The organism is Emticicia sp. (assembly GCF_049241225.1).
Classification (GTDB): domain Bacteria; phylum Bacteroidota; class Bacteroidia; order Cytophagales; family Spirosomataceae; genus Emticicia.
In genome coordinates this window covers 1-22,354 of the sequence record NZ_JBMLRC010000189.1, presented here as the reverse complement: position 1 = coordinate 22,354, position 22,354 = coordinate 1, and the positions used below count along the sequence as shown (strand labels likewise).

At 35.6% G+C, this 22,354-nt stretch carries 26 protein-coding genes; 22 read left to right on the top strand and 4 right to left on the bottom strand.

From position 1 onward, the window contains the following. Positions 1-7: 7 nt before the first annotated feature. Positions 8-919, bottom strand: a complete 912-nt coding sequence (locus ACOVO2_RS10590) for a ParA family protein (RefSeq protein WP_229250896.1) — start codon at positions 917-919, stop codon at positions 8-10. Between the two features lie 324 nt (positions 920-1,243). Here ACOVO2_RS10590 and ACOVO2_RS10585 point away from each other — a divergent pair, with 324 nt between their 5' ends. Both ACOVO2_RS10585 and ACOVO2_RS10580 read left to right on the top strand, forming a co-directional pair. Next, on the top strand, positions 1,244-2,002 hold the full coding sequence (locus ACOVO2_RS10585; RefSeq protein WP_421769938.1) for a replication initiation protein: 759 nt from the start codon (positions 1,244-1,246) through the stop codon (positions 2,000-2,002). Positions 2,003-2,653: 651 nt separating this feature from the next. Continuing rightward, entirely contained in the window at positions 2,654-3,988 is a 1,335-nt protein-coding gene (locus ACOVO2_RS10580) for a replication initiation protein (protein WP_421769937.1), read from the top strand. Positions 3,989-4,448: 460 nt separating this feature from the next. On the opposite strand, the gene ACOVO2_RS10575 is transcribed toward ACOVO2_RS10580, so the two are convergent. Then, the gene (locus ACOVO2_RS10575) at positions 4,449-5,600 is read right to left on the bottom strand and encodes a tyrosine-type recombinase/integrase (RefSeq protein ID WP_421769936.1); all 1,152 of its coding nucleotides are present in this window, start codon (positions 5,598-5,600) and stop codon (positions 4,449-4,451) included. A gap of 388 nt (positions 5,601-5,988) precedes the next feature. On the opposite strand from ACOVO2_RS10575, the gene ACOVO2_RS10570 reads away from it, so the two are divergent. The 10 genes from ACOVO2_RS10570 (at position 5,989) to ACOVO2_RS10525 (ending at position 11,584) form a co-directional block, all read left to right on the top strand. After that, the gene (locus ACOVO2_RS10570; protein ID WP_421769935.1) at positions 5,989-6,333 is read left to right on the top strand and encodes a cupin domain-containing protein; all 345 of its coding nucleotides are present in this window, start codon (positions 5,989-5,991) and stop codon (positions 6,331-6,333) included. 56 nt (positions 6,334-6,389) lie between these two features. Further along, on the top strand, positions 6,390-6,950 hold the full coding sequence (locus tag ACOVO2_RS10565) for a helix-turn-helix domain-containing protein (protein WP_421769934.1): 561 nt from the start codon (positions 6,390-6,392) through the stop codon (positions 6,948-6,950). A 219-nt stretch (positions 6,951-7,169) separates the two neighbouring features. After that, a complete protein-coding gene (locus tag ACOVO2_RS10560; protein ID WP_421769933.1) occupies positions 7,170-7,607 on the top strand; it encodes a response regulator in 438 nt (145 codons plus the stop codon). A 39-nt stretch (positions 7,608-7,646) separates the two neighbouring features. Further along, the gene (locus ACOVO2_RS10555) at positions 7,647-8,207 is read left to right on the top strand and encodes a helix-turn-helix domain-containing protein (protein WP_421769932.1); all 561 of its coding nucleotides are present in this window, start codon (positions 7,647-7,649) and stop codon (positions 8,205-8,207) included. A gap of 118 nt (positions 8,208-8,325) precedes the next feature. After that, entirely contained in the window at positions 8,326-8,640 is a 315-nt protein-coding gene (locus ACOVO2_RS10550) for a hypothetical protein (protein WP_421769931.1), read from the top strand. Between the two features lie 196 nt (positions 8,641-8,836). Further along, positions 8,837-9,064: a hypothetical protein gene (locus ACOVO2_RS10545; protein ID WP_421769930.1), complete on the top strand. Its 228-nt coding sequence runs from the start codon at positions 8,837-8,839 to the stop codon at positions 9,062-9,064. Beyond that, complete coding sequence (locus ACOVO2_RS10540) at positions 9,061-9,438, top strand: hypothetical protein (protein ID WP_421769929.1); 378 nt, start codon at positions 9,061-9,063, stop codon at positions 9,436-9,438. The genes ACOVO2_RS10545 and ACOVO2_RS10540 overlap by 4 nt, the downstream gene beginning before the upstream one ends. An 11-nt stretch (positions 9,439-9,449) precedes the next feature. After that, positions 9,450-9,815 carry a hypothetical protein gene (locus ACOVO2_RS10535; protein ID WP_421769928.1) on the top strand — a complete coding sequence of 122 codons (366 nt, stop codon included), beginning with the start codon at positions 9,450-9,452 and terminating at the stop codon, positions 9,813-9,815. 124 nt (positions 9,816-9,939) lie between these two features. Then, on the top strand, positions 9,940-10,125 hold the full coding sequence (locus tag ACOVO2_RS10530; RefSeq protein WP_421769927.1) for a Thivi_2564 family membrane protein: 186 nt from the start codon (positions 9,940-9,942) through the stop codon (positions 10,123-10,125). Between the two features lie 367 nt (positions 10,126-10,492). Beyond that, positions 10,493-11,584 carry an AI-2E family transporter gene (locus ACOVO2_RS10525; RefSeq protein ID WP_421769926.1) on the top strand — a complete coding sequence of 364 codons (1,092 nt, stop codon included), beginning with the start codon at positions 10,493-10,495 and terminating at the stop codon, positions 11,582-11,584. Between the two features lie 7 nt (positions 11,585-11,591). Here the strand turns inward: ACOVO2_RS10525 and ACOVO2_RS10520 are convergent, their stop codons facing one another. After that, positions 11,592-12,581, bottom strand: coding sequence for an App1 family protein (locus tag ACOVO2_RS10520; protein WP_421769925.1), 990 nt, complete (start codon positions 12,579-12,581; stop codon positions 11,592-11,594). 1 nt (position 12,582) lies between these two features. On the opposite strand from ACOVO2_RS10520, the gene ACOVO2_RS10515 reads away from it, so the two are divergent. The 9 genes from ACOVO2_RS10515 to ACOVO2_RS10475 all read left to right on the top strand — a co-directional run bounded on the left by ACOVO2_RS10515 (position 12,583) and on the right by ACOVO2_RS10475 (position 19,716). Further along, positions 12,583-13,461 carry a diacylglycerol/lipid kinase family protein gene (locus ACOVO2_RS10515; RefSeq protein WP_421769924.1) on the top strand — a complete coding sequence of 293 codons (879 nt, stop codon included), beginning with the start codon at positions 12,583-12,585 and terminating at the stop codon, positions 13,459-13,461. 189 nt (positions 13,462-13,650) lie between these two features. Beyond that, a complete protein-coding gene (locus ACOVO2_RS10510; protein WP_421769923.1) occupies positions 13,651-13,977 on the top strand; it encodes a four-helix bundle copper-binding protein in 327 nt (108 codons plus the stop codon). Positions 13,978-14,016: 39 nt separating this feature from the next. Continuing rightward, positions 14,017-14,139 (top strand): hypothetical protein, encoded by a 123-nt coding sequence (locus ACOVO2_RS10505; RefSeq protein WP_421769922.1) that lies wholly within the window; start codon positions 14,017-14,019, stop codon positions 14,137-14,139. A 36-nt stretch (positions 14,140-14,175) separates the two neighbouring features. Continuing rightward, the gene (locus ACOVO2_RS10500) at positions 14,176-15,216 is read left to right on the top strand and encodes a hypothetical protein (protein WP_421769921.1); all 1,041 of its coding nucleotides are present in this window, start codon (positions 14,176-14,178) and stop codon (positions 15,214-15,216) included. Next, on the top strand, positions 15,213-17,585 hold the full coding sequence (locus ACOVO2_RS10495; RefSeq protein WP_421769920.1) for a glycosyltransferase: 2,373 nt from the start codon (positions 15,213-15,215) through the stop codon (positions 17,583-17,585). Before ACOVO2_RS10500 ends, ACOVO2_RS10495 begins: the two co-directional genes overlap by 4 nt. 226 nt (positions 17,586-17,811) lie before the next feature. Next, positions 17,812-18,267, top strand: a complete 456-nt coding sequence (locus tag ACOVO2_RS10490; protein ID WP_421769919.1) for a hypothetical protein — start codon at positions 17,812-17,814, stop codon at positions 18,265-18,267. Positions 18,268-18,350: 83 nt separating this feature from the next. Further along, entirely contained in the window at positions 18,351-18,539 is a 189-nt protein-coding gene (locus ACOVO2_RS10485) for a CsbD family protein (RefSeq protein WP_421769918.1), read from the top strand. 42 nt (positions 18,540-18,581) lie between these two features. Next, positions 18,582-19,016 carry a hypothetical protein gene (locus ACOVO2_RS10480; protein WP_421769917.1) on the top strand — a complete coding sequence of 145 codons (435 nt, stop codon included), beginning with the start codon at positions 18,582-18,584 and terminating at the stop codon, positions 19,014-19,016. Between the two features lie 61 nt (positions 19,017-19,077). After that, positions 19,078-19,716 carry a porin family protein gene (locus ACOVO2_RS10475; protein ID WP_421769916.1) on the top strand — a complete coding sequence of 213 codons (639 nt, stop codon included), beginning with the start codon at positions 19,078-19,080 and terminating at the stop codon, positions 19,714-19,716. 617 nt (positions 19,717-20,333) lie between these two features. Here ACOVO2_RS10475 and ACOVO2_RS10470 read toward each other — a convergent pair. Further along, positions 20,334-20,852: a GNAT family N-acetyltransferase gene (locus tag ACOVO2_RS10470; RefSeq protein ID WP_421769915.1), complete on the bottom strand. Its 519-nt coding sequence runs from the start codon at positions 20,850-20,852 to the stop codon at positions 20,334-20,336. A 391-nt stretch (positions 20,853-21,243) separates the two neighbouring features. Here ACOVO2_RS10470 and ACOVO2_RS10465 point away from each other — a divergent pair. Further along, positions 21,244-22,354: carboxypeptidase regulatory-like domain-containing protein (locus ACOVO2_RS10465; protein ID WP_421769914.1), on the top strand; the 1,111-nt coding region annotated here is incomplete at its 3' end.

Sequence of the window (22,354 nt, the reverse complement as noted above, 5' to 3'; positions counted from 1 at the left end):
GTTTATTTTAAGCCAAAGTCATTACTTCTTTGGCAACGTTCATGTATTGTTCGGCCGAAAGTGATTTCGGTGAATAGCTGAATAAATCTTGTTTTGCTACCTGCGACTGCTTGATAACAGTCGAACTCTCAATTTGGGTTTTAAAAATATTAAAATGTCCGTAGGTTTCTTTGATATGCTCAATCATGCCACGGTGCACACTTTGATTTTTATGAATCATGGTAAACAAAATGCCTTTGATTGTGAGCGAGAAATTGCTGTGTTCACGAATCTCCATGATGCGGTTGAAAAGGTTTTCTACACCATAGTACGCCGATGCCTCCGGCTGCATCGGTACGATGCACTCATGCGAAGCTACCAAAGCGGCCGTAGTGAGAATATTAAGCGATGGTGGGCAGTCGATAAGCACGTAATCAAAATCGCTCAAAATAGGACTTATTTTGTTGTGTAGGCGTTTCTCTGCTCCTATCGAATTGACCAACTCTAATTCGCGATAAGCCATCCGAATATCCGAAGGCGAAATCATGAGGTTTTCTTCAATCTGAATTATTGGCAGTGGCTCTTTGCTTAATAGCGAATCAATGACCTGCATCTCGGGCGAGTGAATTCCAAAACACTGCGAAAGATTTCCCTGTGAATCCATGTCAATCATCAATACTCGATTGCCCAGTAAGTTCAGGGCTTTTCCGAGATTTATCGTCGAGGTGGTCTTCCCTACTCCACCTTTGTGGTTAACAATCGAAATAACTTTGGCTTTTGAAAATAATTCATCCGAATAGCCATACTGACGCAAAACTGGCTCTAGCTTGCTCAGGTGAGTTTCGTTGAGTTTAGCCAATCCATCAACAACTTTATATAGAATCCTTGATGGAATTCCTGCCTCCTTCTCAATCTGAGTACGATTGAGTGCAGGTTTCATATTTAAAAACTTAATAACGAGTTCGGACGAAATCATGATATTTGTGGTAAATTTTTTCTCAAAAATATAAATATTTATCTTTTAAAACAATCATTGGATAAAAAAATATCTAATATTTTTCAAGAAATGAAAATCTTAAAGAATACGAAAAGCAAGGCTCGTTCTCGTTATAAAATTTCAAAAAAACCGACGAGAACGAAGTACGTATTTCTCTTTCTTTCAAAAGCCATCTACAAAAAATAGTACTTAAAATTCTATTCGATAAAATTGGTTTTACAATCTAAAAACGAGAAATTTGGTGTAAAAAAAATAAATCAAAATTTTATGACAAGCTTTGCTATAAATCAAGGGTATCAACAACAATTATTTTCTCAACCAATGGCTGCGGCTCCCATTGTTGAGAATGAAATTTCGGCTGATGTAATTGAGCAATTAAATGATTTAATAATGGCACAATACGAAATGTCGCTTTTTGAACGCCGAATTTTTATTGCCATTATCGAACAAATCAGTAATAATTTGCTTGAAGTAGGAGGGATGAAAGTAGTACCCGAAATAATACTTGATGCACGCCAAATAATTGCAGCCAGTGGCTTAAAGGGAGAATCGGCATTTGTAGAATTACAAAAAGCAACGATAAATCTGATTAAGCACGTTTGTAGGATAACCGAAACCGATGGGTTTTTACAGGTTTCGCTGCTAAGTAGTGCTAAATATATGAAAGGCAAAGGGCAGATTAAACTTCGAATCGATGCAAATTTGCACCAGTATTTACTAAAACTAAAAAATCAGTTTAGCATCTATAGTCTTGAAAAACTGATTCTTTTTAAAAGCTATTATTCGCAGTGCCTTTACGAACTATTCCGAAAACTACCAAAACAGAATGGTACAATCATGATTTCGATAGAGCAACTACGAAAAATTTTAAGAATAGGAGAGAGCGAGTATGAACGTTACTTTGATTTCAAACGATACATCATACAACAGGCCCAAAAAGAATTAGCAATACACGACACAAGTTTCGACTTCAAAGAAAAAAAGCAAGGCAAAAAAGTAATTGCACTACAGTTTATTTTTAAATAAAAAATCATAAGTGCAAATTTTGCACTTATGATTTTTGAGTGTTATTTCTTCTATAAAAAACAGAACTTCTTACACATAGGGTTATCGACAACGCAAACTGTATCCAAATAATATTTGCTTTGTGAGTCGAACATTCATTTCTAAAATTAATACTAATCATTTTAGTATCTAATCAACAACTGTTTGTTTCTTTTATTTTAATGTATTTTATGTATTTTCTGGTAGTGTAAGTATCTTATTATCAATACTTTATGGGGTTAACTATCACCAAAATGTCGCTAAGTATCACTAAAATATCGTTAAGTATCACTAATATGTCGTTCTAACTATCACCAAAATGTCGCTAAGTATCACTATTATGTCGTTCTGACAATTTCTCTATAAAGAATACTCGCTAACTATCACCAATTTGTCGTTAACTATCACCAAAATGTCGTTTTGATTTTAATTGGTATATTATCTGGTTTTTGTATCAAGATTCGAGGTTTTTCCAAATAAAAGAGCGGCAAAATTCCAACTAACTATCACCAATATGTCGTCAACTATCACCGATATATCGGATAATAAAATAAGTATAAAATCATAGTATCACTTATGTTTTTTTGAGTGATATTTATTAACTTTGTGAATGATACTCTAACACAGACGAAAATGCGAAAAACAAAACTTTCTGAAAATGTAGCAAACCAAATAAAACTTATCAGAAAATCAAATAAGCTGGTAGAAGCTCGCTATAAATTTGACATTTGGGAAATGAGAGTTTTTGTAAAAATGCTCACGCTGATACGTCCAGAAGACCAGGATTTTGCTCAATACCGCATCAATTCTACAGAAATAATTCATGATTTTGGCTTATACGATAACGGCTCTATCTACAAATCTATCAAAGAAGGAGCTGAAAAACTTTTAACCAAACAGGTTGAGATTGAAAGGATTGATGAAGAAGGACGCAAAAAACGAATAAAGGCGAATCTGATTAGTTCGACGGAAAGTTTTGTTGATGAAAATGAAGGAACAGATATTATACTGAAATTCGACCCCGAGCTCAGACGCCACTTGCTTGATTTGAAAGAAAAATATTTGACGTATGATGTAAGAAATATTTTGAAACTTACGAGTGTGTATTCAATCAGAATTTATGAACTGCTAAAACAGTATGAAGGCATGATTGATGAGTCGAAACAAGGTTATGCCAAGCGTAAGTTTAGTATTGATGAATTGAAAAAAGTACTGGGCATTGAAGAAGGGGAATATCAACTCTACGGGCATTTTAAAAATAAGATCATACTGAAAGCCCAAAAGGATTTGGAATCTGAAACCGATATTAGGTTTGAAATTGAAGAAGAAAAATCGAGTAGAAAAATTGTTTCGATAATTTTCTTGATTTACCGAAACAACAAAAACTCTAAAAAAGAGCCGAAATCTAAAAAACAAACAACGGACAGTGTACACCCAAAGTTTAATAAGATTTATGCCAAAGTAAAAGATTTTGTTTCGGTAGAAATTGTAGAGAGTTGGTTTAAAGAAATTCCGTACGAACAAATAGAAGTAGGAGTGGGGTACGCTCTTTCGCAATTTAAACGTGGAAAAGTAAACGATATGGTGAAGTACTTACAAAAAATGGTTCGTACTGAAATAAGTCCAACTATTGAGAGTAAGTCAATTCCACCCACTGCACCTGCCATCAGGTTTGAAAACGAAGAAGCAGTAGAAGAAATTGCCAAACTAAAATTGGCCAGCGACTTAGTTTTTAACGAAATATGCAATGATTTACTGGCCACCAACAAAACACTCAAAAACCAAATCATGATTAATATGCAAAATGGTTTGTTTGCAAAATTCTACAATCAGAGTTTATCATTTGAACAAAACTTAAAAGACCCAATGGTAGGAGGGGCCATGAAAGGACTTATTCATCAGGCTTTTCCCGAAGCGTTCACAGAATATGACATCATGATAAAAAGACTTAAACAGTTGGAGAAATAAACGAGCTCATTTCAAACAAAAACTTGACCAATAAATTTTATATTTTGTGGGTGGAAATTTCTCTCAAAATTTTCTATTGGTTCTAATTCCAGAAATATCTGTTGAATGCTTTTAACAGTAAAATGGATACCCTTCCTGATGATAATACAATTTAAATGATATCAATGCTAGGGCTATAAATTGATCCAATTAGGCTACGTGCAAGAATACACTCCAAGAACAATTCATTTAGTACACTAGAAACTAGGCTTATATAAAATTCAGTTATCGTATCCCTCCCTCTCAAAAAAAGAGAGGAAGGGTGAGGTTAATACACCAACATTTTTAGGCAAAATAGACCTTTTGAACTCACGGCAGTGGCCGACCGTCCCCAGCCTTCAGCCGATGGGAGGGGGGAACAAAATACTTATGCTTATCTGGGTTACAGAGTGTTAGTATTTCTCAATCTGTTGAGCAGCTTTTAGCGACGTAATTGGTCAAACGGGCTCGTTACTTGCTTCAAAGCCTGACTACTGACGTGCGTATACCGCATGGTGGTCTTGATATCTGAATGTCCCAAAAGCTCCTGAATATATCTAATATCTGTCCCGGATTCGAGTAAATGGGTGGCAAAACTATGCCGAAGTGAATGAATACTTACTGGTTTGTTTATCTTGCATTGCTTGATTACACTCACAAACACCTTTTGAATGCTTCGTTCGCTGATTGCTTCACAGTCATATTCATCTTCAAAGAGATATACTTTTGGTCTGTATTCTATGTAATAAGTTCTCAGCAGATCCAATATATTGTCTGATAAAATTACATAGCGGTCTTTTTTTCCTTTACCATTTTTGATAAAAATTGTTTTATCAAATTTATTAATATGGGCTATTTTTAAGTGTGATGCTTCGCTCAGTCGAATTCCAGTGGAATAAATTAAGCTAAATATAGCCTTGTATTTTAAACTCTTGGTGCTTTCTAATATTAACAGTATTTCCTGGGGACTAAGTACCTGAGGTAGAATCTTTGCTTTGATGATTCGGGGTATTTCAAAGTAACTCGTTTTTGAAAACCCCAAAATATTTTCTCGGTAATATTTAAATGCATTGATGACCACATTGAGCGATGCCCCACTCAGATTTCGCTTTGTAACCAAATAATAGAGATAAGTTTCAAACTCCGACTGAGAAACTTCACTAAGTTGCTTTGGAGCAAAATAATGAATCATTTTAATGAGTTGGCTGCGGTAATTACCGATAGTTTTGTAGCTGTAATTTCGCAGCTGCATGTGTTTTTGTAAGGAAATTATGACAGGATGAGCATTTTCTTCACGATAAGTGGGTGTATTGATCCAAGGTTTTCGGATTCTCACAAAGTATTTTTCGATTTCCTTAGTAGTGATATTGGGTCGATATTGCAAAATAATCTCTTTGGCAAATAGACAATTTTCTTTGCCAAATATCTGACCAATCAGCGAAACATGCTGACGAGTGTTGGGGACTAACCAACCTTTTCGAGAGCGACTAAATCGGCGTTGTGGAATTTGACTAATCAACCGATTCAAACTGAGGTCTTCAAACTCGACTAAAAGTTGGTCAGATTCTTTTTTATCAATTTTTATATTTATCATACAGCATAAGATTAACGAACTAAGATAGGGTTGAAAAATGAAAACTCAAATTCTATAAAAACATTTTTTGAATTTATGGTGAAGCCAGAACACCCGGATGAAGCACAATTCTTACTTGATAGACAATAGAAAGCTAATTCGATGCTACCTTTATGTTGTTAAACTGAAAACTTCGAGCAGTGATATTTCTATGAAAATATCGGGGGTGGGAGTCTCGCACAACTTTTTGAAATTAAACTTCATTAAAAAAAGAACTTTTCAGCAACTGTACGGAAAATACTCAAATGTGCTAAATGTGTGAATTTTGCAATAAATAAATACAATTATGTAAGCTTTATGATTTTTATATTCTCACCTTTACAATAAACAAAAATTAATTGAAAATAGGATGGAGCCAACTACCGAGTTAGAAAAATCAAAAGCACACATAATAGTTGAAATCATTGAATATTTGCCCAATGCAGTGGTAAGTAAAACCATTATTCGCAAAATAACTGGCAATATCACGGCCTCATCTTTTGATGCGGGCGAAGAATTGGCTGAGAAAATTTCACCTTTCGATAATTATGTTCAGATTATTGATGGAAAAGCCGAAGTGACCATCAACGGGAAGGTCTTTAGGCTTGCCAAAGGCGAAGGTATTATTATTCCCGCTCATGCTTCGCATATTTTTAATGCCAACGAACAATTCAAAATGATTTCGACGGTAATAAAAAGTGGATACGAAGACTAATCGCCTATCTGACGGCTACCTCAAAAGATAGCAGTTTCAAAATTTAATAATAAAACATGAAACTATACATCAAGTACATGGTAAGTACCCGTTGCAAGATGATGGTGAAAGAGGCTCTACGAAAGCTCGGATTACACTTTATAGTGGTCGATTTGGGTATAGTTGAAATACTGGAGGTACTTACGGAAGCACAAACTGAATCGTTGAGAAAAATCCTTCTCAGTGCTGGGCTCGAATTAATGGACGACAAAAAGGCCATGCTGATTGAGAAAATCAAGAAAGCCATTGTTGAGATGGTACATTATGCCGAAGAATTACCCAAAACTAATTTTTCGGACTTCATCAGCAAAAAACTCGACCACGACTACACTTCTCTGGCCAACCTTTTTTCTGAGGTTCAGGGAACCACCATTGAGCAATACATTATTTTTCACAAAGTAGAACGCATCAAAGAATTGATTGTCTATGGAGAAATGAATATCACCGAAATCGCCAACAACATGAATTACAGTAGTGTAGCCCATTTATCGAGCCAATTTAAAAAAGCAACGGGCCTTACACCCACACATTTTAAGCAGTTAAAAGAGAAAAGAAGGATTCCAATCGAAGAGGTATAATCAGCCGACTCTCCGCGTGATTTACCGTTATGCAACATTAATTCAACAAAAACATGTCAAAAATAAGCATATCAAAGGAATTTAATTATTGCAAATTAAGAAAAACAAAGTATTGATTTTTCTTAATAATTGTGAAGAAAGGTACCGAAACTCAAAAATGTTTGTGTGCGGGTTTGACCAAAATTGTGAGTAGGGCATTCAAAAAATAAGAACCAATCAATGAAAAATCATGACAATAAAGTAAGGCTATTTTTGGTAGATGATAATGCCGTTTTTATTAAATCTTTAGAGCTTGAGTTAATGCAAAATGCTGATTTTGATATTGAAACTTATGATACAGCCAAGCAGTGTGTAGAAAATTTATCCAATGAGCCAGACATAATAATCTTGGATTATCACCTCGACGGAATACACAAAAATACCAATAACGGACTCAAGACATTGATTCAAATAAAAGCTTTACACCCGAAAATGCCAGTACTAATATTATCAACACAAGATACAATTGAAGTGGCCGTCAATTGTATGCACCATAGAGCTTTTGATTATGTAGTGAAAAGCGAAACCGCCTTCATGCGTATCCAAAAGCTAATTGAAACAATTTTTCATTATCAAAAAATGGAAAAAGAACTCAATTGGTACATGGATAGGGTATGAAATTTTGCCGAATAGGCAAGTATAATAATATGAAAACACATGAAACTTTATATAAAATACATGGTCAGTTTGCGATGCAAGATGGTAGTAAAAGAAGAACTGAAAAATCTAGGCCTTCATTTTATGAATATTTCGTTAGGCGAAGTTGAAATCATGGAAAATCTCACACAATTACAGCATGACAAACTAAAGGAAGCATTACATAAATCGGGACTTGAACTCATGGATGACAAGAAATCAATGCTAATAGAAAAAATAAAGAATGTAATAGTAGAAATGGTGCATTATACTGATAAGATTCCGAAAATCAATTTCTCTGATTATTTGCGGGAAAAACTTAACTACGATTACACATATTTGGCTAATCTTTTCTCCGAAACCGAGGGAATCACGATTGAGCATTATATCATGAACCATAAGATTGAGCGGGTAAAAGAACTCATCATCTATGATGAACTCAATCTGACCGAAATTGCTGAAAAATTGCATTATAGTAGTATTTCGCATCTCTCTAATCAGTTCAAAAAAATAACTGGCCTTACACCATCATTCTTTAAGTCGCTGAAAGATAAAAAGCGAAAAAACCTTGATGATGTGTGAATTATATAACTTTTACTAACAATTGTATAACACTTTTTACCCAAAAGATATTCACCTTTGCTTAGTAGAAATCATTCTACAATTGTTCCGCCAACTGCGGCCTATAAACTAAATTATAATGTACAAGCACCTCATTTACACATTTGCATTTTTGTTTATGTTGTCATTTATTCCTGCACAATTAAGTGCCGAAACTAATGGTCTAAGAAGAGATAAAACTCCTAAAACGGAATTGGCCGAATCGAAGATTTTGCTTAGTCGCCTAGAAGAAATCAAGGCCATGGACAAGAGCAAACTTAGTTTTCAAGAAAAGAGGCAATTACGCAAGGAGGTACGTACGCTCAAGACCAACCTTGCATCGCTCAACAACGGTGTTTATTTATCGGTTGGAGCAATCATTATTATCGTTTTATTGCTCATACTTTTGTTGTAAAGGGTCCGGAGTTGTACAAAGCATTCATTATTAATGTTTTACACAAATCATAAGTGTGTTTATATTTAATCATCCACTTAAAAAACTATATAAGCATTTAATAGGAAAGTAGATTTTAGTTTTAGTGGTGAGATTTCAAATCGCTTTTACCAATCTTTATGTGAAAGCGATTTATTTTATTTTTTTCTGAAATAATATGAAAACTGAAGATAATATCAATGCTAAAATTTTAGCGATAACAATGAAAATTCAAAGCGATTTTCCAGAATTATCGAAATACATAGCCGAAATACCCATCACGATACCGAACGAAGCAACACCCGAGATCAATCTAAAAGTACTCACCGACTACCATGATACTTTACAGATTTTGATGAAAGACTACGCACAATCGCACAACAAATTAAACACAAACAATCAATGACAAAAACAAAATACTTAGGCGTTTGGATGGACCATGCGACTGCCTACTTGATGAATTTTTCTGAAATGCCAACGGCTACTGCTACTATCAAATCGAAATCAGCAAATGATGGAAATGAGCAATCAAAAGGCGAAAACAAAATGCACAACATTGAGCAGCATCAGCAAGCCGAATATTATAAAGAATTGAGCGAGGTTATCATCAACTATGAAGAAGTTGTTTTATTTGGCCCAACCAATGCTAAAGTAGAATTGATGAATATTCTGAAAGAAGACCATCATTTCGACCATATAAAAATTGAGGTGAAATCTGCCGATAAAATGACTGATAATCAGCAGCTTGCGTTTGTGAAAGATTACTTTTCAAAACATTGATAAAAATTGCCATGAAAAAAAGCAGTAAAGCCGACCAGATTAAAGAGCAAATCGAAAAGGAGGAAATCAATAACTTTCCGGGGTATCCATTATATCCAGCCAGTGAAGATGTTTTTTCAAAATTCAGAAATGATGCAGAAATTGACCCCATCGAAGCTTCCGAAATGCAAGATTCGATGAGCATGGCCAAAATTCATACTCAAGATGAACAAAATTTTGAGTCTGATTTAACCGAAAGACACCAGATTGGTGACAACTTAGATGTACCCGGTTCAGAACTCGACAATGAACAAGAAAATATCGGTAGCGAAGACGAAGAAAATAATTATTACAGCATCGGAGGCGATAACCACAATGATTTGGAGGAAGATAAATAGTTTTTGTTGGTCATAAATTTCAGAAAAATAAATGTGTGAATTTTGTAAATCATAGCAAGAATTATATAACACATTACAATGAATAGTAGCCTACCTTTGAATACACGCTTAAACCTCTTTTATCATGCCATTAGTCAATATTTTAGTCGTATTAATTGTTGCAGGAATTGTTCTGTGGCTTATCAATTCGTACATCCCGATGGATGGAAAAATCAAACGAATCTTAAACATCGTTTTTGTGGTAGTTATAATTATTTGGTTACTTAAAACATTCGGACTTTTGACAGGATTAATGAATATAAATGTCTAAAAACGGTATTATATTAAACTGAATTTACACAACTTTTTTAATTACAAAATAATTATTTATCTAGCTTGAAACGCTCATCTGATAATAAAATTACTAAAAATATTAAATCAAAAATTGGTATTTTGACAAAATACTAAAAGATGTTACTATTAATTTAATGCCAATATCTGATCAAAAGAAAATGATTCAGCACGAATCATATATTTGTTTTTTTTGCTGACAGTTAGATGAACACCATTATGTCTATGCTTCTACGAAGGCATAAAAAGTAAAAAAGGTACCGATTTTAGTATCTTCATCTTCAGTATAGTTAGATTTTACATACTAAAATTTTAATCGTATTTTTGTCTATCAAAAAAGCTAAAATATGACAATAACACTCAATTCTGTAATAAAAAAGCTGCTTTTATTGTTTCTAGTAATTGCTGGTTTATATTTTGGCAAAGTTTTTTTGATGCCGCTTTGTTTTGGTGCAGTTTTGGCGACATTGTTTTTACCTTTGAGTAATTGGCTACAACACCGAAAAATACCCAAGTTCATTACCGTAATTTTTTGTTTACTCACAATAATTCTCGTTGTTGGTGGTTTAGTTTCGCTTTTTGGCTGGAAAATTTCAGGTTTGATAAAAGACGTTGAACTTCTGAAACAAAGGGCCATAGATACAGGTATTCAACTACAGACATACATTTTTAATCGTTTTGGGGTTTCGGCCGAAGAACAACTTCAGATTCTGAAAAAAGAGCAACCATCTTATGCCAATCTGATGCAATCAATGGCGGGTTCGGTCTCGAGTTTTTTCGGCAATCTGATTTTGGTTTATATCTATTTCATTTTTTTGCTTTATTACCGCAATCATATTAAGCAATTTTTGCTGAGACTTTCAACCGAAAAAAATAAAGCCGAAATGGAGCAAATCATTCAATCGACCACCAAAGTTTCTCAGCAATATTTGCTTGGTTTATTAAAAATGATAGCTTGTTTGTGGATTATGTACGGAATAGGTTTTAGCATTTTGGGCGTAGAAGATGCCATTTTCTTTGCCATTTTGTGCGGTTTTTTAGAAATTGTGCCTTATGTTGGAAATATTACCGGAACTTTGCTGACAGTTTTTGTTGCTGCCCTGCACGGTGCCGAACTTTCAATGTTGGGCGGAATTGTAGTGGTTTATGGCATTGTTCAAACGATCCAAGGATGGCTGCTCGAACCTATCATTTTAGGCCCACAAGTAAAAATCAATCCTCTTTTTACCATCTTTGCCTTGGTAATTGGCCAATTAATTTGGGGTGTATCGGGAATTATTTTGGCAATACCACTGACAGCAATACTCAAAATAATATTCGACCACATCGAACCACTGAAACCTTATGGTTTTTTAGTTGGCGAGATTGAATCTGATGAAGCAGAACCTGGTTTTGCCGAAAAAATAAAAAACAAAATCTTATCAGTACGCAAAAAGTAATAGGCGATCAAATAAGCAATCCTATTTTTTGTGCGTGTCGAATAGCCGCGTCAGTATGCTTAAATTGACATATTTCGATTGATTTATTTTGAATTGAATCAAGTGTTTCGGTTGTTATATTCTCTTTCTCCAAACTGATATTTCTGATATAAACCGCCACAATTTGCTCGGGGTATTTATTGGCTATAGAGGTATAAATTTGGGGGTCGCTTTGCGAGTTATCGCCCAATAAAATAAAGCGTTGTTTCGGAAAAGCCTTCAAAATTCTTGTTACCCTGATAAGTTTTCCTTCATGTTTGGTCTTGCCTGTTTTCAATAATTCATACCATTTTTTGATGTTATTTAGTAAAAAAGCTCCTTTCGGCAAGCCATTGTGCTTGAAAAACTCATTCAAATCATCGTACAAGTTCCATTCACTACTGGAAACATAAAAGAACGGATTGAGCAAATCGGAACTTGTGTGGGCGAGTGAGAGCAGCTTATAAAACTTCACCACATCGGCAAAAGTCTTGCGACTACGTGGATGTTTGGTAAACATTACCCGCAGTTTTTTACCTGTATTGGCAGAATGAGAAACCAGCACGGTATCGTCAATGTCAGATATAAAACCATATTGGGTAGCGTGCGGAACAAAAAGTTTCCCTTCTCCGAATGTAGGGGCAAAGCCTTGATTTTCAACCAAATGGACTATTACAGGATGCCAACCCGCTTCAATTTTGGTATCTGATTTCCACTCGAACTTGAAGAAACCATCAGCTTCGGTGATAGTTTCGAAAAGCTGTTTTTGCCATTGTAAAATTACTTTAACCTTCGGTATGGGCTTCACCAAAAACAATTTGATCAAATGTATGATATTACTGAGTAGATTATTGCTAAATTTACTTGAGGTAGCCGATTTTCCAGCCAAAACATGACCATAAACCACCAAATTATTTTGGTGTCCGTAGCCATGATAGACCTTCACGGTAACAACACGATTCTCAACTTTATTTTTCATTATGACACACGATAACTTGAAACTACTCTTTGTAATTAACGCTGCTTCGGGCAATAATTCTATCGACTGGACTACCGAAATTACCAATTATTTTACTACAACCAAGCACACAATCGATTTCTATCATCTGACCAAAACCTGCAATATTTCAACAATTAAAGAGCAAATCAAGGCATTTTCGCCTAATTGTGTGGTTGCAGTCGGTGGCGACGGTACAATAAAATTAGTTGCCGAATGTTTGATGAAAACAAAAATCCTTATGGGAATTTTGCCCGCAGGCTCTGCCAATGGACTCGCAAAGGAACTCGGAATTAGCGACATTCCAAGACAAGCACTCGATATACTTACGCAAGGCTATTCAAAAAAAATCCACGTTACTCAAATTAACGAACAATTATGCGTCCATTTGAGCGATATTGGACTTAACGCCTACGCAATGAAGGAGTTTGAAAACCAACCAATGCGTGGTTGGTGGGGGTACCTGTTGGCATCGCTGAAAGTGCTGTGGCAAAACCCTCTGATGGGAATTACTATAAAAATTGATAATAAAAGCATCAAAATGAATGCTGAAATGATTGTAATTGCCAATGCTACCAAATATGGCAATGGTGTTGTGATTAATCCCATCGGTAACTTAGAGGATAAATTGTTTGAAGTAATCGTGATAAAGAAAAAATCATTTTATGAAATTTTTAAAATGACCTTCTCATACGGTTCGCACAACACCGATAAAACCGAAATCTTTCAAACTGATACTTTATCCATGAAATCCCGCAAGAAAGTTCATTTTCAGATAGACGGAGAATATCTAGGTAAAGTAAAAGAAGTCAATGCCATTATTGCTCCTGATGCTCTGCAAGTAATCGTTCCTGAGAGCTAAAACTTATATTAATGTGGAGATAAACCTGTAATTGGCTAATAGTCAGTATTCTACACCCAGTCTTAATTCTTAATTGTGCCTTAGCACCAAATGTGTGAATGTTGCAACTTTTTCTAAAAGTTATGTAACACTTTTCTGCGTAAACTCACACACCTTTATACTTTCAAAATACTAAAATTTTGCTGATAAATGATACCTCAAAAATATCAAGTCTGCATTGATGCTTGTGCCGACTGTATAGTGGCCTGCAAAGATGCCTCAACCGAAGACTTAAAAGAAGACGACATCGAAATGATGGCACGGTCTATAAAATTATGCCATGATTGTGCCGCCGTCTGTATTTTGGCCATGCAGTCAATGGCATCGGATAGTGAGTTGGTCAAGCAAATATGCAAGCTGTGTGTTGAAGTCTGTACTATTTGTGCCGATGAATGTGACAAACACGACCACATGAAGCAATGTAAAATCTGCTCGGAGGCCTGTCGAAAATGTGCCATCGAATGTGCAAAAATGTAAGTTAAAGATAAATTTTCATTCATATTTAATACTACCAAGATGTCGAACGATAAAGATACCAGAGACAAATCGGGCAAGAAAGCTCCTGCCAAAAGTCTAAAAGAAAAACGTACGGCTAAAGCCGCCAAACGTAATGAAAAAAGTAGTCCGAGCGTAACCTAATGCTTAAACAATAAATTGGGGTTTGACCCAAAAAACATGATACAAGTAAAAAAAGAGGGGATTTTGCTTGAAAAAACAACGCAAAGTTTTGAGGAGATGGGAGTTTTGAATCCTGCTGTAATTAAAGATGGTGAATTCGTTCATGTATTTTATAGGGCAGTCGGAAAAGGAAACTATTCGAGTATCGGATATTGCAAACTCAGTGGGCCATTTACGGTCATCGAACGTTTTGCCGAACCGCTTATTTTACCTGAATTTGATTATGAGTCGCATGGAGTTGAAGACCCCCGAATCGTGAAGATTGATAAGTTGTATTATCTTACATATACAGCTTATGATGGCGTGAATGCACTCGGTGCCTTAGCTACTTCAACTGATTTAAGACAATGGAAAAAGCGTGGTTTGCTCGTGCCTAAGATAACCTTTGATGAGTTTAATTACATGGCTAAGTTCAAGAATAAACTCAACGAAAAATATTTCAGATACAACGAACATGATCATATTCTTGAAAAAGAAGGCAAAGAAATGTTCCTTTGGGACAAAAATTTGATTTTCTTTCCCCGAAGAATTGAAGGAAAACTCTATTTTTTGCACCGCATCAAGCCCGATATTCAGATCATAGTTGGCATCAAAAAGTTAGAAGATTTAACACCCGATTTTTGGCAAAAATACTTTTTGGACTTCAACAAAAATATAGTTCTCGCTCCAAAATACGACCACGAAGTGAGCTACATCGGCGGAGGCTGTCCACCCATCGAAACCGCCAAAGGCTGGTTAATTATTTATCATGGTGTGCATGACTCAATCAAAGGTTATGTATATTCAGCTTGTGTGGCTTTGCTCGATTTAGATAATCCACAAAAGGAAATTGCACGTTTGCCGTACCCGCTATTTAAACCGGAAAAAATTTGGGAATTGAAAGGCGAAGTAAACAATGTCTGCTTTCCAACTGGCACGGCCTTATTTGATGATACATTATATATTTATTACGGAGCAGCCGATGAGCGAATCGCCTATGTATCAGTGAGTTTATCGGCTCTTTTAAATGAATTAACACTAAATCCCGTAGAAAAATGAACAATGAAAACACACTTGGTCGTATCAATGTACTGCCTTTAGGCAGGAAAAAATTTAGTGCGGAAAACAACTCGCATAAAGTGGATAGAGACAATTCACTACCCGAAATTTTATTCATTACTTCATTCCCTCCTCGTGAGTGTGGTATAGCCACTTACTCACAAGATTTAATCAAAGCACTCAAAAACAAATTCAGTTATTCGTTCAAAATCAGCATTTGTCCTTTAGAATCTGACAGCGAAAAATATATGTATCAAGAACCGATAAAATATGTCCTGAATGCCGATATATCAGATGATTTTATAAAACTTGCCAAATCCATCAATAATGATGATAACATTAAGATGGTAATGATTCAGCACGAATTTGGGCTGCTAAAAAAAGCCTTTTATTTTGAGCATTTCTTGAAATTACTCAATAAGCCTGCCGTTATTGCCTTTCATACGGTTTTGCCAAGACCTAATGAGGCATTAAGAACGTCGGTGAAAAACATCGTAAACTTTTGTGAATCGGTTATCGTAATGACCCATATATCAGCAGGAATTCTGACCACCGATTACGAAGTAACCGATGATAAAATCACTATCATTCCGCACGGAACGCACTTAGTGCCGCATTCTGACAAAGATTTTTTGAAAGCAAAATATCATGTTTCGGGTCGTCGGGTACTTTCTACATTCGGCTTGCTGAGTTCGGGAAAAAGTATCGAAACTACTTTAGAGGCCATGACCGAAATCATTAAAGACAATGATGATGTATTGTTTCTAGTTATCGGAAAAACGCATCCTTCGGTAGCGAAAGAAGAAGGTGAAAAATACCGTAATTTCCTTGAAAACAAGGTCGAAAGCCTGCAATTACAAAACAATGTTCGGTTCATCAATCATTATTTAGCTTTGCCCGAACTCCTTGATTATTTGCAACTGACCGATATTTATTTGTTTACCTCAAAAGACCCACATCAGGCTGTGAGTGGTACATTTTCTTATGCCATTAGTTGCGGCTGTCCGATTATTTCTACGCCCATTCCACACGCCCGTGAGGTATTGAAAAACGGTGCAGGAATCATCGTTGATTTCGAGAATTCGGGTCAATTATCAACGGCGGTTATTAATTTACTGGGCGACGAAACCTTACTCAAAGAAATTAGCTCAAATGGCTTGCACAGCATGGCACACACCGCTTGGGAAAATGCCGCTATTGCTCACGCTCTTTTGTTTGAAAACATCAGCGAAGGAAAAATTCATTTGAATTATAAAATACCAGCCATTAATCTCGATCATGTAAAAAAACTGACAACCCACTTCGGCATGATTCAGTTTTCAATCATTAATCAACCAGATATAAGTTCGGGTTATACACTTGACGATAATGCTCGGGCCTTGGTAGCCATGTGCCAACATTATGAGCTAACACATGATGCCGAGGACCTAAAATACATTGAGATTTACCTCAATTTTATCAGATATTGTTTGCAAGAAGATGGAAGTTTCTTGAATTACGTGGATGAAGACGGAGTTTTTACCCAACAAAACTACGAAACCAACCTCGCAGATTCAAATGGCAGAGCTATTTGGGCTTTAGGATATTTGATTTCAATGAGTGAATCATTACCCCAAGAGATGGTTTTTGAAGTTGGTAAGACCATTGATAGTACTTTAGCTAATCTGCTCGAAATTCATTCTACAAGAGCAATGGCCTTTATAATCAAGGGGTTATATTATAGAAATAGCGTGCAGCATTCGGTGCAAGATATGCTCTTGATAACTCGACTGAGCAATCGATTAGTGCAAATGTATAAGCACGAAGCCGAGCCCGAATGGTCGTGGTTTGAAAGCTATCTGACCTACGGAAACAGTATTCTGCCCGAAGCAATGCTTTGTGCTTGGCTCGCAACGGGCGAGCCAATCTATCAGCAAATCGCCAAAACTGCATTTGATTTTCTGTTATCAAAAATTTTCACCGAAAAAAGCATCAAAGTTATCTCGAATCAAGGATGGCTGCACAAAGGCGAAGAAGAAAACCGAGTAAAAATTGGCGGCGAACAACCCATTGATATTACGTACACAATTTTGGCTTTGAATAAGTTTTATGCGGTTTTTAAAGACGAAAGCTATAAAAATAAAAGCAAAATTGCTTTCGATTGGTTTTTGGGCAATAATCATCTGCACCAAATTATCTATAATCCGTGTACGGGTGGTTGTTATGATGGCCTAGAAGAAAGCTATATCAACCTCAATCAAGGAGCAGAATCAACCGTGAGCTATCTTATGGCTCGGCTAACCCTCGAAAAAGCTTCGAGGAGCAATCAGAAATTAGAAAAACCCGAAAAACTATATCTGAAATTCAATCGCCAAAGTCATTTAGTATAGTTCTTTAAACGACCAATCAACATAATAAATGTGTGAATCTTACAAATGTTATCAAATATTGTATAACACATTCTGAAATCTAATCCCGCACCTTTGTATAGTAAACCAAGATACAATATGAAAGCCATATTAACTGAGCACTATGATAATATTTTCCTTCTGTGTGTTTTCGTAATCATTGTCATTTTGAATGCTTGTTCATAGACACACTATAAAAAACAATACCATGAAAAATTTATTGGCTAAGTCCAAACAAGCAAAAAATATCCTATTGGGTATTCTGACGCTGATAGTAGCATTTTCATTTTCGGCTTGTTCAAAACGAATCGCTTTTCTTAATTCTCAGGCAGTACCTGCTGCACGCGGTTATGTTGATCTTAAGACCGATAAAAACAAAAATAATGTCATTGAAATTCACCTGACCGAGTTAGCAGAGGTACAAAGATTGCAACCTGCCAAACAAACTTATGTAGTTTGGATGCTGACCGACCAAGACGTTACAAAAAACATTGGTCAGATTAAGAGCGGAACGAGCATGATGTCGAAGCAGCTAAAAGCATCTTTCGAGACAGTTTCTTCTTTCCGACCAGTAAAAATATTCATAACGGCCGAAGACGATGCAAACATTCAATATCCTGGCAACCAAATGATATTAGAAACCGATAAGTTTTACAGGCAGTAGCGAAAACTTCAGTTTCAATATTTACATGCAGTATATTTTTTAGATAATCATAAAGGTATTAATAAAACTTCAATAAAGAAACCATGACAAATTTAACACAAATAAAAGGCAATTGGAATGAAACCAAAGGCAAACTCAAACAACAATACGCAATGCTAACCGACGATGATTTATTGTTGGTGGAGGGCAAACAAGACGAAATGTTGGGTCGCTTACAAACGAAACTTGGCAAGACAAAAGAAGAACTTCACGAATTAATTTCGGGTCTATAATAATTACACTGAATATAATTAAAACATTTAAACTGTATCAAAATGAAAAAAACAATCATAGTTGCCGCCATTTTTGCATTTTCAATAATCGTTGGAGCTTGTAGTTCGCCAACCCAAAAAGTGGAAGAAGCCAATACTGAGGTAGTTGAAGCTAATAAAGAATTAGACGATGCAAAAGCGGAATATATTTCTGATATGGCAAAGTATAAAGCCGAAACTGCTACTAAAATTGCAGCCAATGAGGTAATCATCAAAGATCTCAATGCTCGTATTGCAAGCCAGAAAAAAGAAGCTCAAGTAGAATACAAACAAAAAGTAGCCGAACTGGAGCAAAAAAATATTGATATGAAAAAGAAAATGGATGATTATAATATGGACGGGAAAGAAAATTGGGAAAAATTTAAAACTGAATTCAACCACGACATGGACGAACTAGGCCAAGCATTCAAGGATTTGACAGTGAACAATGTCAAGTAATACCCATCTCAACTTTTGCAAAACATAACTACAAATACACACAGTTTTTATTTTTAAAAATATGAAAAAAAACCTTTTGCTCTTATCCGCTATCGCATTAAGTATCAATCTATGCGAAGCCCAAGTCTCTGATAATTCTCGAAAAAAGTTTCAATTTGGAGTCAAAATAGGCTCAAACTATTCAAACATTTATGATTCAAATGGAGAAAACTTTGATGCTGAAGGAAAATTAGGATTTGCCGGCGGCCTTTTTGTTGCCATCCCAATAGGGAAATTTTTAGGAGTTCAACCCGAAATACTATTCTCACAAAAAGGTTATAAACAAACTGGGGCATTTTTGGGAAGTACGTATGAGCTAACACGAACAACTGACTATGTGGACATTCCGTTGTTGCTTTCAATCAAACCTGCAGACTTCCTGACCATACAGCTTGGGCCACAATTCTCTTTCCTCACAAAACGAAAAGATGTTTTTAAAAATGCTCTGTCAACAATTGAACAACAAAACGAATTCAAGAATGATAATATCCGCAAAAATACCTTGTGTGCCATTGGCGGAGTAGATATCAACATTAGGCGTGTAATAATTGGGGTGAGAGCAGGATGGGACATTCAAGATAATAATGGTGATGGTACATCAACAAATCCACGCTATAAGAATGCATGGGTACAGGCAACTCTCGGACTCAGAATCTTATAATAATATGAAAGCCACAACGAAACAAATAAATGCAGATATTTCATTAACTCTGATAGAAGTTATCTCATTAGAAAAATAGCCAAACAAACCATTTTTAAATATTTGCCCAATTTAGCGAATCCTAAAGCTCCAATATAAAGTTTTTATAAAAGAAACTTCCGATTTTGCTAAAAACTTAGGTTTCAAAATTAAGCCTTTTTTAAATGTTTTCACCTAGAAATAATATAAATACCATGCTGAATCAAATACATATCTTTCTGATAAGCACCTTGTTACTTCTAGGTGCTTACGAAATTATTCAATTAACAAAATTAGGAAGCAAATATGTGACCTTGATTTCTTTCTTGACAAGATGGTACTATACTTTGATATTGACAAAAAAAGCAATGAGAAACATTTATAAATACCAACATCAGTAGGTTTTTCATGAAGGTAGTTTAATAGGTAACAGTGGTTAAGATTGATTCAAAAAGCCTTCTTTATAAGTTGGCTTTTTTTTAGCTGTGTCCCATCCTGAAATAATTTGGCACACACACAATTGATTAAATTAAAAAATACCTTCAAAGTAATTTAAAATGTAGCAAATTATGTCTTTTTCATTCTAAGCTATTGACGCCTCAATCGAAATCAGCCTTTGTTTTTATTCCTTTTTTGAATTTCAAAAATACCCCAATTGTACCATCATGCCAAATACTTTTCCATGGAATTCCGTAGTGTTTAAACCCAAGTTTTTCGAGCGTTTTCATCATCGGATTATTTACATACAATTCGGTTGTGGCAAATATATTTTCCTCTGTCTTATCGAGCAGCAATAGCCGGGCAATGGCCGTAGAAACGCCAAGCCCTCTGAATGTTTCGCTCACAAAAAAATAACCCAATTCAAAGCTAAAAGTATCTTGAAGTGACTCTAAACCTGCTTTTTTTAAGGCTGGGCTTTCATTCAACTTTAAGGCTCCGATCCCGATTAGTGCATAATCTGCGAAGCACAAAACTAATTTATCACAGGTCTTCAGCTTTTCAACACTAGGAACAGTCACTTTACCTTGCTTAGTCAGATGCTCCGCAAAAACTTGAGCAATTTCGTCTGTAATGTTGCTTTTTTCTACGACTTGATAAGTAAGGTTTGTTAGTTTCATTTATCTGAATTCATAAATTTAATACAAAATAGGCAGAAATAATCTACGATTTATAGCATTGAATATTAAGTTTATGATATATTTTGGGTCACACATTTGAAGTAGTTTAACAAAAATGCCTCAAATTTGAGTGTAACAGTCTGTTTTATAAACTAATACTTCAATGATCAGAAGGGCCGTTGAAATAAGCATGATGTTTGAGTAGATGAGTATAAATACACTAATGTTGTTGGGAATAGGTCATTCGGCAAAGATTATTAAACCAACATTAAATTTTTATTCATAAAAATGTCAATTATGGCTAATTTATTAACCCTTTAACAATCATTAGCTAACATAGGCTTTACATGGGGTGAGTAGTTTTGCAGCTCAACAAACAGTGTTACTACCCATGAAAAAAAAATTATTTTCATTTCTAATTGGACTATTATTTTGTGTTAAAGCTTTTTCGCAAGGAACCGATGCTACTATAGCGGGTGTGGTCAAAGACGAAAAAGGTGAAGGAATTCCAGGAGCATCGGTGCGTGTTCGCAACGAATCGACTGGTTTTCAGACTGGTACACTCACCAATATCAACGGTGAATTTCAACTACAACAACTTCCACTTGGTAAACCTTACACCATTACGGTTTCGTTTGTGGGTTATCAGACCCAAAAGTTTTCGGATTATGCCCTAAACCAAGGCGATAAATTGAAAATTGATGCAAAAATGGCCACTGCAAACACAACCTTATCGGAAGTTGTAGTGTCGGCAAATTCGTTTGTAAATAAAGAAACCGAAAGAGCTGGTGCGGCAATTGCAGTTTCGGCTTTGCAAATGAAACAACTCCCGATGGAAGGCCGAAATTTTACGGCTTTAACAGCACTTTCTCCACTACAAGGTCGAAATGGTAGTTTTAGCGGCCAACGTACTTCATCAACCAACGTTACGATGGACGGGGCAAATGCTCGAAATATGTACACCAACGGAGCGGTTGGTAATGGCCCTTACACCATTTCTCAAGAAGCTATTCGTGAATACCAAGTTTCGACCAATAATTATGATGTAACGCAAGGCCGCCAAGGTGGTGGTGCAGTTAATGCGGTTACAAAAAACGGTACGAACACGATGGAAGGCTCAGCATTTTTCTACCAAAGAGCAAGTAAAGCAAGACTTTTTGGCAAAGAATTATTCCCGATGAATAGTAAATTCAATGCTAACGGAACACCAAGAACGACCAATATCAACCAAAAACAATATGGTTTTTCGTTGGGTGGACCAATCATTAAGGATAAATTACACTACTTTGTGGCTCTCGACCGCCAAAACGAAACAATTCCTTTCCAAATTGCTCCAGTTTTTGATGCAACCCAAGAACAAAACTTCGGTATCACAAAAGCTAATTTAGATAAAGTTATTGAAGTTGCCCGTGAGAAATATGGCATGAAAAATACACCACAATACGGTGATTTTTCGAGAGAAACCGAAGCAAATGCTTTGTTTATGCGTTTGGATTGGCAAT